Source organism: Lactobacillus sp. LL6 (assembly GCF_007570935.1).
Lineage (GTDB): Bacteria > Bacillota > Bacilli > Lactobacillales > Lactobacillaceae > Lactobacillus.
Window position 1 is genome coordinate 1,057,562 of record NZ_VLLR01000001.1, and the last position, 14,052, is coordinate 1,071,613.

Here is a 14,052-nt window from a genome sequence, read left to right on the forward strand (position 1 = left end):
AAGCAAGCACTATTTAAAATAAAGATAGTTGGTTTTGGTCAGGCATCCCTTCCAAAACACCATTTTCTTCAAAGTATTCCATAATGGTCTGTGATACTTTACCACGAGTTGCTAAATCTTCTTTTGATAAAAACTTTTGCTCAGATCTTGCTGCTACTATCTGTTTAGCTGCATTATCACCTAGTCCTGGAACGGCATTAAACGGTGCCAAGATAGTATGTTTATCAAGAATTTTGAAGTTTAATGCTTCTGATTCATTAACATCAACCATCTTAATTTTAATACCACGTTCAATACATTCATTAGCGATTTCCAAAACTGTTAACAAACTTTTATCTTTAGCAGAAGCATTACTTTTATCTTGAATTGCTTTCATAGCTGCTTTAACCGTATTTTTACCGTGACTCATAGCCACTAAATCGAATAAATCAGCACGCACTGAAAAGTAAGCTGTGTAATAAATTTCTGGATAATATACCTTAAACCAAGCAATTCGAAGTGCCATCAAAATATATGCTGTAGCGTGAGCCTTAGGGAACATATATTTTATCTTTAAACAGGATTCAATATACCAATCTGGAATATTTTTGTTTTTCTTAAGTACTGCCATATCTTCATCGCTAATTCCTCGACCATGACGTACACTTTCCATAGTCGAGAAGGCTACTTCAGGTTTTACGCCCCAGTGAATGAGGTCCATCATGATGTTATCACGACAACCAATAACATCTTTCAAACTGCAAGTTCCATCATTAATTAATTCTTCCGCATTTCCTAACCACACATCGGTACCATGAGATAATCCAGAAATCTGTAATAATTCAGAAAATGTAGTTGGTTTAGTTTCTTCAAGCATCCCTCTTACAAATTTAGTTCCAAATTCTGGAACACCCAAAGTACCTGTTTTTGACTGAATTTGTTCTGGAGTTACTCCTAGAATTTCTGGACTTGAAAACAGCGACATCACTCCGGGGTCATTTGGTGGAATAGTCAAAGGATCTATTCCCGAAAGATCTTGCAGCATTCTAATCATCGTAGGATCATCGTGTCCTAAAATATCAAATTTTAAAATATTATCGTGAATGGAATGGAAATCAAAGTGTGTAGTCAGCCAAGCCGCGTCTAAATCATCTGCAGGATATTGAACTGGAGTAAAATCATAAATATCCATATCATCAGGAACTACTACGATGCCCGCTGGATGCTGACCAGTGGTTCTTTTTACTCCTGAAACACCAGCTGCTAATCTATCCAATTCTGCATTACGTAATTTTAGTTCACGTTCATCGTCATAGTGCTTGGCGTATCCATAAGCTGTCTTGTCAGCCACTGTAGCAATTGTTCCCGCACGATATGAATTATCAGGACCAAACATTACTCGAATAAAATTATGAGCTACAGGCTGATAGTCTCCTGAAAAGTTTAAATCAATATCAGGAACCTTATCACCGTGGAACCCTAAGAAAGTTGCAAATGGAATATCCTGACCATCTTTTACTAAATTAGTTCCACATTTTGGACATTTTTTATCAGGTAAATCATATCCAGATCCATATTCACCATTTTCAAAAAATTCTGAGTATTTACATTTAGGACAACGATAATGTGGTGCTAAAGGGTTAACTTCCGTAATCCCTGACATTGTGGCTACTAAACTAGAACCAACAGAACCACGCGACCCTACTAAATATCCATCTTTATTGGATTTAGCTACTAAACGCTGTGAAATCAAGTAAATAACTGCATATCCGTTAGAGATAATAGAGTTTAATTCTAAATCTATTCTATCTTGAACAATTTTAGGAAGTGGATTGCCATATAGTTCATGTGCTTTGTTATATGTTAAATCCTTCATTTCTTGATCAGCATTTTCAATATGCGGAGGATATAAGCCAGCTTTAACAGGTGCAATTTCATCAAGGGAATCAGCAATTTTATTTGTATTAGTAATAACGATTTCTTTAGCTGCTTCTTCTCCTAAAAATGCAAATGCATCAAGCATTTCTTGAGTAGTGTAAAAATGCAAATCTGGTTGAGGTTTATTGCGATTAGGATTACTACGTTGAGCAGATAATAAAATAGTTCTATAAATCGCATCATGCTGATCGACATAGTGGGCATCACTAGTAGCTACAACTGGCTTTTTCAATTCTTTACCTAATTTATAAATATTAGTCAGAATTTCTTCAAGCTCAGTTTCATCTTTGATCAGTTGATCTTCAATCATTTGTTTATAAGCTGCAGGCGGTTGAATTTCAAGGAAATCATAAAACTTTGCTTTCTTGCGAGCCTCATCATATCCCTTCTGCATCATTGCTACAAATACATCCCCTTGAGCACAACCAGATCCATATAAAAGACCTTCATGCAAACGGCGTAATTCAGATTTAGGTGTCCTTGGTATACGATAAAAATCTTTAGTGCTGGCAATTGAAACTAGCTCGTACATATTTTTTAATCCCGCTTGATTTTTAGCCAAAACAGTCATATGAGAAGGGCGAGCTCGCTTATAAACTGGTCCTTGTTCAGCATAGTCATTCATTTTGCCCAAGTCATCTTCATGAAAGCGTGCATTAAACGCATCCAGCAGTTTAAACATCAAGTAACCTGTTGCTTCCGCATCTTGATTAGCTCTATGGTGGTGCTCCAAAACAACATTATATTTCTTTGCAAGAGAGTCTAAAGTATGACGTGTTTGCTCAGGATGTAAAAGTCTAGAAACTTCAAGTGTATCAACTACTGGCTGAGTAATTTCTTCCATATCTGCTCTTCTTAATGCAGCATTAATAAATCCAACATCAAACTGCACATTATGACCACAAAGTGGATCGTCGCCATAAAATTCTTTAAAACGCTTAATTACTACCTCTTCATCATCAGCCGCACTAACCATTTCATCCGTAATAGAAGTCAGGTTTATTGTTTGTTCACTTAAAGGATGATGAGGGTTAATAAACTCATCAAATCGATCAATTACTTCGCCATTTTTCATTTTTACTGCACCGATTTCAATAATCGTATCATAAACTGATGAAAGTCCAGTAGTTTCAACGTCAAAAATGACAAACTCACGATCTTCATATTTCATCTCTGCCGGATTTAAAACTAATAATGCATGATCATCAATCATATTAGCTTCTAAGCCATAAAGAATTTTTATATCATTCTTTTTTCCAGCGCTATATGCCTCAGGAAAGGCTTGTACATCCCCATGATCTGTAATCGCAATAGCTTTTTGACCAAATTTCTTCGCAGTATTAATAAAATCAGAAGCGGTATTCGTTGCATCTAGCTGACTCATATTAGTATGTAAATGCAATTCTACTCGCTTTTGATTGCCTTCATACTTTTCTTGACGTCCCTTGTGTTCTACAGTTTCAAAAGCACTAATGCTAAATACAATATCATGTTCCCATTGATCGTCAGCAGCAGAACCCTGCATCTTTGCCCAAGTTCCAGGTTTAATGGCAGACATACTTTCGATTTGTTCTTTATTTGAAACAAACTTTTTAAAAGCAATTGAATCACTATAATCAGTGATTTCTCCAGTAAAAATTACTGCGCCAGATTTTAATTTACGACTTTCAATATTGAAAATATTTCCTTCAATTACCACATTACGACTACCATCTTCAATATCTTGAATTTGGGTAATAGCTATATTCTCATCAAGTTTGCGATTGCCATAGCTAGTCCTTTTAGTGGAATATTTTTTTGAAGGCTGCGATTTTGTTTTTTCAGGAGCAGCTTCATAAGCTTGTTGCATACTTCTTTCATGCTCTTCTTGTAATTGCTGCAAACTTTCTAAATTATTTTGTGAACTAGTTTGATCAAGCTCAGTAATAAACTTTAAATTGAAAAAGCCATAATTACGCATTTCTTCAGCTAAATCATCTAAAGCCTTTTGTTCAATCATATTATCCACTATCGAATTATCAACCGGAATAACCCAACGGTTATTAATTTGCTTAGGTTTTTGCTTAGCTAGAAACTCACGTGCAACTGGTTGTAAAACATGCGAATTTTGAACTGCATACTGCCAATAATCTAATAAATATTGATCTGAACCATTCCCAGTCCTAATGAATAATTCTGTATCAACAAAACCTGTAAAGGTTTCTTTTATCGCCGTATTTAAAGCAACGTATGTATCATATTTTAATGGTGTAGCAAAAAAAACGTGGATATCCCACTTATGTTTTTTAGCGTACACATCCACGTTCTCAATTTCCCCTTTTTGAAGAAGTTCATTATCTTCAAACTGATCAGGAAAATTAATTTGCTTTAAAAGTTTTAAGAATAACTCGTTTTTATTTGCCACGAAAAATCTATCCTAACTCTTTATTTACAAATTCATTTAATTCTTCAACAGAAATTTCTGTTGCTTTTTCATCAGTTGGGCGTTTAACTTCAACCATACCATCTTTAGCACCGCGACCTACAGTAATTCTTATAGGAGCTCCTACTAAATCCGCATCGTTAAACTTTACACCCGGACGCTCATTACGATCGTCATATAAAACATCATACTTAGCTGATAATTGTTTTTCAAGTTTTTCAGCTAATGCAGTTTGGTCCTCATCCTTCATCTTCATTTGAATAAGATGAATTTCAAATGGAGCAATTTCTTTAGGCCATGCAACTCCGCGCTCAGTCAAGTGTTGTTCAACTGCTGCTGAAAGCATACGAGTTACTCCAATACCATATGAACCCATGATGACAGGTTGCGCTTTTCCATTTTGATCTAAGAAATCAGCACCCATAGTATCAGTGTAGTAAGTACCAAGCTTAAAGATGTGACCTACTTCAATTGAAGTAGTAAATTTAAGTGGTAAATGATCTACTGGATCTGGTTCACCTTCGTTAGCAGTTCTGATATCTGCAAACTCATCTACCTTGAAGTCACGATCTAAATTAGCATTTTTGAATTGGAAGTCAGTTTCATTAGCTCCAACTACCACATTATAAAGATCCTTAACTGTTTCATCGGCAATAATCTTGTCAGCCCAATCAGCATTCACTGGACCTACGCCGCCTTTTCGAGAGCCAGTAATTGATTCTAATTCTTCAGCACTTGCTTCATGAACATCATTGGCATCCAAAACATGGCCAAGCTTTACTTCATTAATTTGTTTATCACCACGAATTAATACTAAAACTTTTTGATCATCAGCAATAAATAAAATACTCTTAACAATTCTTGTAGCAGGAACATTTAAGAACTTAGCTAACTTTTCAATTGAATCACAATCTGGAGTTGCTACCTTTTCCATGTCTTTAAGCTCTTCTGCTTCTTGCTTAAAAGTATCAATACTTTTTGCCATTTCTAGGTTTGCAGCATAAGTACCCTTTTCATTAGTTGCAATAGTGTCTTCACCAATTGCAGCGGGAGCTTGAAATTCAGTTGAATTTTTGCCGCCCATTGTACCGGAATCAGCAATTACTGGGTGAACAGTTACACCAGCACGAGCAAAAATACGCTTATAAGCAGACTTTTGATCATCAAATTGTTCATCTAATTGTTCACGAGTAGCTGCAAAACTATAACCATCAAGCATTACAAATTCACGTCCACGAAGAAGACCAAAACGAGGACGGTTTTCATCACGGAATTTGGTTTGAATTTGATAAAGAGCTAATGGCATTTGCTTGTAGCTCTTTAAATTTTTAGCAATAATTTCAGTAAAAGTTTCTTCATGAGTAGGTCCAAGCAAACTTTCACGACCATGACGGTCTTGAAGTTTAAACATTTCTGCACCGTATTTTTCATAACGACCCGATTCTTGCCAAAGAGTAGCTGGCAAGAGATGAGGCATGATCATTTCAGGAACATTAATGTTTTCCATTTCTTGTTCAATAATAGACTCAGCTTTACGCAACACACGATATCCAAGTGGCAAGTAAGCATATACCCCAGCAGTAACCTGACGAATATAGCCTCCTCTAATCATTAACTTGTGACTTGCAGCAACTGCATCTGCAGGTGCTTCTTTTAAAGTTGGCATAAAAAATTTTGATTGACGCATTCATATCTCCTAATTTATTTAATAAAGTAGCGATAGATATCGTTACCAGTAACTGCAATAATCAATACAAGCAACAGTGCAAATCCAACCAATTCCACAATTGCTTCGTGGTCTTCAGAAATTGGTTTTCCACGTACTAATTGAACTAAGTTCAATAATAGTTTACCACCATCTAAGCCTGGAATTGGTATTAAATTGACAATTCCTAAATTAATAGAAATCATAGCTAAAAATGCCAAAATATAACTAAAGCCCATATTCGAAACTTGTGAAGTCTGAGAATAAATTCCAACTGGACCTGATAATTTATTTAAACTAAAATGTCTAAATAAATTTCCAACAGCACTAAAAATCATTCCAGTAGTGGATACTGCTGTATTCCAGCCTCTCTTAAGCTTTGCCAAAGGATTATTATCACTTTTAGCAACAATACCAATTTGATAAACTTTTTGCTTTTGAATAGTTTTTGCTTGAGGCTTCAAAGTAACATTTTTAATTTTACCATTACGTTCAAGTTTAATATTTAAACTTTTACCATTACTTCGATCAATTTGTTCAGAAACATTTTCAAAATTATTCATTTTCTTGCCATTAATTGCAAGAATTTTATCATTCTTTTGAATTTTTGCTGATTGAGCTGGTGAATTATTAGCTACTTTAGCAATTGTAGTAGTCGCAGGACCCGGAATAGTGAAAGTCCAAATTAAAAACACTACAAACCCTAAAACTATATTCATAAATGGTCCAGCAAAATTGGTTGCAAGTTTTTGCCAAACATTAGCTTGTTGAAATTGTGTATCACGTGGTGCAATAACTAATTCAGTTTTGTTTTTATCGATAATAGTTGCATCATGATTCACATGGTAAGTAACAGGTTTATTTTCATCCCCATTTTCATATCCACTAATTATTAACGCATCAATTAAATCAGCTTTAGTTACTTGAATTGGAATTCCTTCTATTGGTAAATCAGACTCAGAAGCATCAATTCTAACCACTTCATTTTTGTCATTTAACTGTACAATTACAGTCATCCCTGGATCTAACTTACTTTCATCATCACTTCCAGCTAATCTTACATACCCTCCTAAAGGAAGCCATCTAATAGTGTAAGTAGTTGGATTTCTTCTAATTTGAAAAAGTTTTGGACCCATCCCAATAGAAAATTCTCGAACAAGAATACCTGATTTTTTTGCTACGATAAAATGCCCGAATTCATGGACGAATACGAGCAAACCAAACACAACTAAAAATATCAGTATACCTTTCAATAGATATCTCCTAATGAACAATGCCTAACATCGCTGCGACAACAGGTAATACAAAAAGCATACTATCAAAACGATCTAAAATACCACCGTGTCCTGGTAAAATTTTACCAGAATCTTTAACTCCATAAAATCGTTTATATGCTGATTCAACAAGATCACCCATTTGTCCAACAATTGACAAGAAGAAGGCCATTACAATCATCTGAATTTGAGGATAACCTACATTGACAAATGCAACATAAATAGCTGTGAAAATTAACGCACAAATTACAGCGCCAATTGAACCTTCCCAAGTCTTGTTAGGACTAATTACTGGCCACAATTTATGCTTACCGATTTTACGTCCAATCATATAAGCACCAATATCAGTTGACCATACAACAACAAATACATAGCAAAGTAAAGCTAATCCATTATGGTCACTTCTAATAGCTGCCATATAGTGGAAACCTGTTCCGATATAAAGTGCAGCTAAAGTATAAACACCCGCATCATCAAATGTCGTTTTATTTTTAGATAAAACAGTCCAAGTTAATAACAACATTACCAATGCATAAAAAATTCCCATTTTACTCCAGCCCCAAGGCATTCCTTTAAAAAATGCATCTGGAACTGTCATAGTTAAAGTAGCTAACAATGCTAGTACGAAATCTACAGATACTAAAATCTGCTTTTTCATTAAAAAGATTTCGCTAATTCCGACTGCAGCAAATAATACTGTCAGCCAATCCATCCAAAGTCCTCCTGCAAGGACAATTGGAATAAATAAACACAAAGCAATAACTGCTGTAATTACACGTTGTTTCATAAATACTCTTATCTAACTATCCGATTCATCCACTTTTCCAAATCGACGATTACGATTTTGAAAATCATCTACAAACTTCTTTAAATCATCTGCTGTAAAATCAGGCCAATTTTTATTACTAAATGCTAATTCAGAATATGCTAATTGCCATAATAGAAAATTAGAAATTCTTTGTTCCCCTGAAGTTCTAATTAATAAATCTGGATCTTTATACTCACCAAAATTACCTGTCATTAAACGTTCAGAAATCATATCTTCAGTAATTTCTGAACTGTTTAATGCTCCACTTTCAATTAGATCACCCAATTCCTTCATTGCAGTTGTAATTTCTCTGCGAGAGCCATAATTAAAAGCGAAGTTTAAAACTATACCAGTATTATTAGCGGTTTCAGCCATAGCCCGTTGAACAATATCATAGGTTTTTTTAGGTAATTCATCTAAATAACCCATAATATTTACCTTGACATTGTTTTCCATTAGTGTAGGCATAAATTTATCGAAAAAACGTACTGGTAAATTCATTAAATAAGCAACTTCCTCTTTAGGACGTGCCCAATTTTCTGTTGAAAAAGCATACAAAGTTAGTACTTTGATTCCTAATTTATTGGCTGCAAGAGTAATACGTTCAACATTGTTCATACCTTCTCTATGACCAACAAAACGTGGCTTATGCTTTTTCTTAGCCCAGCGACCATTACCGTCCATAATAATGGCAAGATGATTTAATTCATTCTTTTTCTTACTCATTTTTAACCTTGAGTAATTTCCTTACGCTTTTCATCAGCAAGTTTATCAATTTCTTTAGTAGCATCATCAGTTACTTTTTGAACTTGCTTTTCTAAATTACGTTGTTCATCTTCCGTAATTTCATCATCTTTTTGTTGCTTTTTCAAGCTATTCATTGCATCACGACGAACATTTCGAACAGCAATCTTAGCTTCTTCAGCAATCTTTCCAACTTCTTTAGCAATTTCTTCACGTCTTTCACCGGTAAGTTGCGGAATCACTAAACGGATTACTTTACCATCATTTGCTGGAGTAAGACCAATATTAGATGCTAAAATTGCATGTTCAATATTATCTAAACTACTTTGATCATATGGAGTAACCAATAAAACACGTGGTTCTGGAATAGTTACACTAGACATTTGAGTAAGTGGAGTTGGAGCACCGTAGTAATCTACTTTGATCCCTTCAAGAAGTGAAGCGTTAGCTACACCTGCACGAATAGAGGCCAAATTTTTTTGATAAACCTTAATTGACTTCTCCATATTTTCTTTTGCTTTTGAAATTGTTTCGTTATTCATTTTTACCACCTTCAATAACAGTACCAATATTTTCGCCCATTACAACCTTCTTGATATTGCCTTCAGTATTAACATTGAAAACAATTAAAGGAATGTCTGTATCCATTGACAATGAGCTTGCAGTTCTATCCATAACTTTTAAGTTTTTAGCAATAACATCAAGTTGAGTTAATTCATCATACTTAGTTGCATTTGGATCAAGTTTAGGATCTGCTGAGTAAACGCCATCCACTCCGTTTTTCGCCATTAAAATTACATCTGCATTGATTTCAGCAGCACGAAGAGCAGCAGTAGTGTCAGTTGAGAAATATGGGTTACCAGTACCACCACCAAAAATTACTACACGCCCCTTTTCTAAATGACGAATTGCTTTTCTTCTAATATAAGGTTCAGCAACTTGACGCATTTCAATTGAAGTTTGAACTCGAGTAGGAACACCTTCATGCTCTAATCCGTCTTGAAGTGCCAAACCATTCATAATAGTAGCAAGCATTCCCATATAGTCAGCTTGGGCACGTTCCATACCTAACTTAGCACCAGTTTCACCGCGCCACATGTTACCGCCACCACAAACGATACCAATTTCAACACCTAAATCATGAACTGATTTAATTTCCTTTGCTAAATGACTAATAACTGTAGGATCAATACCTGTTCCCTTATCTCCGGCTAATGCTTCACCTGAGATTTTTAAAATAATACGTTTATATTTAACTTGACTCATAATGAACCTCCTTATAGCTTTAATCATTTTACCATATAAACAGCTTCAATGCTGTATTTAGAGAAGATAAAAATTCCATAAAAAAAGAGGAAGAAAATTTTCCTCCTCCTTTTTTGAAAGTATTAAGATTACTTCATTTGTTCACGTACTTCAGCAGCAAAGTCTTCTTGCTTCTTTTCGATACCTTCACCAACTTCATAACGTTGGAAAGCAACTAACTTAGCACCGTTTTCTTTTAAGAATTCACCAACGGTCTTGCTGTCATCCATGATGTAGTTTTGTGATAAAACTGCAAATTGCTTATCAACTTGAGTATTATCATCAATAAAGCGTTGCATCTTACCAGGAATAATCTTGTCCCAGATCTTTTCTGGTTTACCTTCTTCTTTAAGTTCAGCCTTGATGTCTTCTTTAGCCTTAGCCAAAATGTCATCAGTTAATTGCTTTGCTGAACCGTAAACAAGGTGTGGCAATGGTTTCTTGTTTACTAATGCACGACTTTCATTATCTTGATCAATCTTATGATTCATTTGAGCCAATTGATCAGCAATAAAATCATCGCTTAATTCGTCAGGTGAAATAACCTTAGGACTCATAGCTGCGATGTGCATTGCTAAGTGCTTAGCAGTTGCTGCATCAGCACCTTCTAAAACAGTAATAACACCAATTTGGCCACCATTGTGTTGGTAAGCACCAAATTCTTGATCATCAGTCTTTTCTTCTAAAGCGAAACGACGTAAATCAATCTTTTCACCAATGGTTGCAGTAGCGTTAACAAAAGTTTGAGCTAAAGTAGTACCATCAGCCATCTTTAATTCTTGAGCTGCTTCCATGTCAGCAGGCTTACCTTCAGCGATGGTCTTAGTAACATCATTTACTAAGTTAACAAACTTGTCGTTTTGAGAAACGAAGTCAGTTTCTGAGTTAACTTCAGTAATAGCTGCTGCATTACCATCAACGTAAACACCAGTTAAACCTTCAGCTGCAACGCGGTCAGCCTTCTTAGCAGCCTTAGCCATACCTTTATCGCGAAGGTATTGAACTGCCTTGTCCATGTCACCGTCAACTTCTACTAATGCTTTCTTGGCATCCATAACACCTGCACCAGTACGTTCACGTAAATCTTTAACTTGTTTTGCAGTAATTTGTGCCATTATTGAGTCCTCCTAATGGAACTAATAGTAAAAACTAGTCTTCGTCGTGTTCTTCAGCGCTAGCGATTTCTTCTGAACCGTCTGCGTTTTCTTTAAAGTCAACTTCAAGAGTTTCACCATCATCTTGACCTTGTTGACCTTCGATAATGGCATCAGCCATAGCACCAGCAATCAAACGAATAGCACGAATAGCATCATCGTTTGAAGGGATAACTACGTCGATTGGGTCTGGATCAGTGTTAGTGTCAACCATTGCAACAACTGGAATACCTAAAATGTTAGCTTCGTGAACAGCAATCTTTTCCTTCTTAGGATCTACTACGAACATAACATCTGGAATTCTAGGCATATCTTCGATACCACCCAAGAATCTTTCAAGCTTGTCCATTTCCTTAGTTAAAAGTGCAACTTCCTTCTTTGGAAGTACATCGAAAGTGCCATCTTGTGACATTTCCTTCAATTGCTTTAATCTCTTAACACGACTTTGGATAGTAGTCCAGTTAGTCAAAGTACCACCTAACCAACGTTGGTTAACGTAGTATTGACCTGCACGGGTTGCTTCTTCAGCAATTGAATCTTGAGCTTGCTTCTTAGTACCAACGAATAAGAATACACCACCGTCTTGTGCTACAGCCTTCATAAAGTTGTAAGCATCATCTAACATCTTGATAGTCTTTTGAAGATCAATGATGTAGATACCATTTCTTTGAGTGAAAATGTAAGGAGCCATCTTAGGGTTCCAACGACGGGTTTGGTGACCAAAGTGTACACCAGCTTCAAGCAATTGCTTCATAGATACAACTGACATAAATAAAATCCTCCTATGGTTTTAATCCTCTCAAGCGTTCATTTCGGCATTGACCTTCTTCAAAGGCACCATATACCGATCGCTCTTGATGTGTTTTTTAAGTGTGGTTAGCACACCTGAACATGATACTAAATTTACATAGTTTTTGCAAGAAAAACTTAGTATTTTACGTTATGTTCTTTTAAAAATTTCTCTTTCCATTTTCTATCATGATGCTTAAACCAATATTCTCTTTTTAAAGCTAATCCTTTATCATCAAATTCCTCATGGTAAATCATTTTTACTGGTTTGCGACTCTTAGTATACTTTGCACCTTTTCCAGTATTGTGCATTTTTAGACGTTGTTTCAAATTATTTGTAAAACCACCATAAAAGCTACCATCACTGCACAATAATACATAAAAATAATATTTTTCTTGTTCTTGATGCTTTTTACGGTCTTCTTCACTTTCTATAATAATTCTTTGAATATCTGGCAAAAAATGACCATCTTTATCATGAACTTCAATAGCATCTTTTAATACAGTTCCATCAAATGCAGTATGTTTTACGGCTTCCACAATTACCAAGTTGCTATCTTCTCCTCTATGAGAAACAAATGGCTGAATTGTTTTTATACTTAAGTCATACTTCATACAAAAATAAGTAATTTCACCTAGACGCTCAGGACGATGCACCATCAACATTTTCCCCTTCATTTTTAAAAGAGCGCTCGCTACTTCAATTATTTCTTCTAAATTAATTAAAATTTCATGCCGGGCGATCGCCTTTTTCTTATCAGGATTGACTTCATGTCCTTTCGGAACTTTGAAATATGGCGGATTAACCACCACCATATCATAGCTATCTTTTCGTAAAAAAGTTGGGGCCTGTTTTACATTATTTTTATGAACAGTGATCCTATTTTCCATATGATTAAGTTCAACTGACCTTACAGCTTGTGAATAAGCTTCTTCTTGTATTTCAACTGCATCATATTTAGCTTTATTAAAATAAGCCATGTACATTGTTGCGGCACAATTTCCAGAGCAAAGATCAGCTACTTTAAAGCGATCACGAATCAAGTTTTTAGCAAAATAAGCTAAAAATAAAGTATCAAGAGTAGCACTAAAAGCAGTCTTATCTTGAATGATTTTCATATCATCGCTATATAAATAATCAATCCGTTCATTATTCTTTAATTCAACCATGAAGAATTTTATCCTTTCTAAATATCTGTTATAATAGCATACAACAATTCGGAGGAAAAATATGTTTTATCGTTTTATTCGACCAATAGTTAGATTTATCGTATGGGTGTTGAATGGTCATTTACATGTCCATCATAAAGAGCGGATTCCTGAAGGAAATTATATTTTAGTTGCGCCTCATCGTACATGGTGGGAACCTATTCTTTTTGCATTAGCAGCTAGTCCTATGGAGTTCATGTTTATGGCTAAAATTGAATTATTCAAAAATCCAATTTTACGTTTTATTTTAAAACATGCTCATGCTTTCCCAGTCGATCGACAAAATCCTGGTCCATCAGTTTTAAAAATTCCAGTTAAAGGATTAAAACAAGGAAAATTATCATTAATAATTTTTCCATCAGGAACTCGCCATTCTAGTGAATTAAAAGGCGGTGCGCTTTTAATTGCCAAAATGTCTGGTAAACCTTTAGTTCCTGTAGTTTATCAAGGGCCACTTACTTTTAAAGGCTTTTTAAAGCGTAAACCACTTAATGTTTGTTTTGGTGAGCCAATTTACATTGATCGGAAGGTTAAAATGACCAAAGAAAATCAAGCAAAATATGATGAAAAAATGCAAAAAGCATGGGATAAGCTAGATAAAGAGCAAAACCCTAATTTTCATTATGTAGCAAAATAAGCTAAGTCAAAAACTTAGCTTATTTTTGTTTTTCATAAAATTATTCAGTCACCCAATTTCAGAAGTGTTAGAATTAAGTGTTAGCTTT

Annotated in this window: 11 protein-coding genes; 1 reads left to right on the top strand and 10 read right to left on the bottom strand. The window is 35.1% G+C overall.

All coding sequences use genetic code 11. The features are described 5' to 3' along the window. Positions 1 to 13: 13 nt before the first annotated feature. From FOD82_RS05220 to FOD82_RS05265, 10 genes are all read right to left on the bottom strand, one after another. Positions 14 to 4,321, bottom strand: coding sequence for a PolC-type DNA polymerase III (locus FOD82_RS05220; RefSeq protein WP_144355423.1), 4,308 nt, complete (start codon positions 4,319 to 4,321; stop codon positions 14 to 16). Between the two features lie 7 nt (positions 4,322 to 4,328). After that, positions 4,329 to 6,026: a proline--tRNA ligase gene (locus FOD82_RS05225; RefSeq protein ID WP_144355424.1), complete on the bottom strand. Its 1,698-nt coding sequence runs from the start codon at positions 6,024 to 6,026 to the stop codon at positions 4,329 to 4,331. 14 nt (positions 6,027 to 6,040) lie between these two features. Then, positions 6,041 to 7,297: an RIP metalloprotease RseP gene (rseP, locus tag FOD82_RS05230; protein ID WP_144355425.1), complete on the bottom strand. Its 1,257-nt coding sequence runs from the start codon at positions 7,295 to 7,297 to the stop codon at positions 6,041 to 6,043. A 10-nt stretch (positions 7,298 to 7,307) separates the two neighbouring features. Then, positions 7,308 to 8,105, bottom strand: coding sequence for a phosphatidate cytidylyltransferase (locus FOD82_RS05235; protein WP_144355426.1), 798 nt, complete (start codon positions 8,103 to 8,105; stop codon positions 7,308 to 7,310). 12 nt (positions 8,106 to 8,117) lie between these two features. Further along, positions 8,118 to 8,852 (bottom strand): isoprenyl transferase, encoded by a 735-nt coding sequence (locus tag FOD82_RS05240; protein ID WP_144355427.1) that lies wholly within the window; start codon positions 8,850 to 8,852, stop codon positions 8,118 to 8,120. Between the two features lie 2 nt (positions 8,853 to 8,854). Beyond that, the gene (gene frr / locus FOD82_RS05245) at positions 8,855 to 9,412 is read right to left on the bottom strand and encodes a ribosome recycling factor (protein WP_144355428.1); all 558 of its coding nucleotides are present in this window, start codon (positions 9,410 to 9,412) and stop codon (positions 8,855 to 8,857) included. Next, complete coding sequence (gene pyrH / locus FOD82_RS05250; RefSeq protein WP_144355429.1) at positions 9,405 to 10,136, bottom strand: UMP kinase; 732 nt, start codon at positions 10,134 to 10,136, stop codon at positions 9,405 to 9,407. Before pyrH ends, frr begins: the two co-directional genes overlap by 8 nt. Positions 10,137 to 10,264: 128 nt before the next feature. Further along, positions 10,265 to 11,290, bottom strand: a complete 1,026-nt coding sequence (tsf, locus tag FOD82_RS05255; RefSeq protein WP_144355430.1) for a translation elongation factor Ts — start codon at positions 11,288 to 11,290, stop codon at positions 10,265 to 10,267. Positions 11,291 to 11,324: 34 nt separating this feature from the next. Then, the gene (rpsB, locus tag FOD82_RS05260; protein WP_144355431.1) at positions 11,325 to 12,098 is read right to left on the bottom strand and encodes a 30S ribosomal protein S2; all 774 of its coding nucleotides are present in this window, start codon (positions 12,096 to 12,098) and stop codon (positions 11,325 to 11,327) included. Between the two features lie 158 nt (positions 12,099 to 12,256). Further along, positions 12,257 to 13,288, bottom strand: coding sequence for a GIY-YIG nuclease family protein (locus FOD82_RS05265; RefSeq protein WP_144355432.1), 1,032 nt, complete (start codon positions 13,286 to 13,288; stop codon positions 12,257 to 12,259). Positions 13,289 to 13,349: 61 nt separating this feature from the next. Here FOD82_RS05265 and FOD82_RS05270 point away from each other — a divergent pair, with 61 nt between their 5' ends. Beyond that, complete coding sequence (locus FOD82_RS05270; RefSeq protein ID WP_144355433.1) at positions 13,350 to 13,964, top strand: 1-acyl-sn-glycerol-3-phosphate acyltransferase; 615 nt, start codon at positions 13,350 to 13,352, stop codon at positions 13,962 to 13,964. The last annotated feature ends 88 nt before the right edge of the window (positions 13,965 to 14,052 follow it).

Excerpts from the sequence above, each read along its gene's own strand:
- FOD82_RS05265 (WP_144355432.1), bottom strand. The coding sequence starts at position 13,288 with ATGGTTGAATTAAAGAATAATGAACGGATTGATTATTTATATAGCGAT.
- FOD82_RS05240 (WP_144355427.1), bottom strand. The coding sequence starts at position 8,852 with ATGAGTAAGAAAAAGAATGAATTAAATCATCTTGCCATTATTATGGAC.
- frr (WP_144355428.1), bottom strand. The coding sequence starts at position 9,412 with ATGAATAACGAAACAATTTCAAAAGCAAAAGAAAATATGGAGAAGTCA.
- FOD82_RS05270 (WP_144355433.1), top strand. The coding sequence starts at position 13,350 with ATGTTTTATCGTTTTATTCGACCAATAGTTAGATTTATCGTATGGGTG.
- FOD82_RS05235 (WP_144355426.1), bottom strand. The coding sequence starts at position 8,105 with ATGAAACAACGTGTAATTACAGCAGTTATTGCTTTGTGTTTATTTATT.
- rpsB (WP_144355431.1), bottom strand. The coding sequence starts at position 12,098 with ATGTCAGTTGTATCTATGAAGCAATTGCTTGAAGCTGGTGTACACTTT.
- pyrH (WP_144355429.1), bottom strand. The coding sequence starts at position 10,136 with ATGAGTCAAGTTAAATATAAACGTATTATTTTAAAAATCTCAGGTGAA.
- FOD82_RS05225 (WP_144355424.1), bottom strand. The coding sequence starts at position 6,026 with ATGCGTCAATCAAAATTTTTTATGCCAACTTTAAAAGAAGCACCTGCA.
- tsf (WP_144355430.1), bottom strand. The coding sequence starts at position 11,290 with ATGGCACAAATTACTGCAAAACAAGTTAAAGATTTACGTGAACGTACT.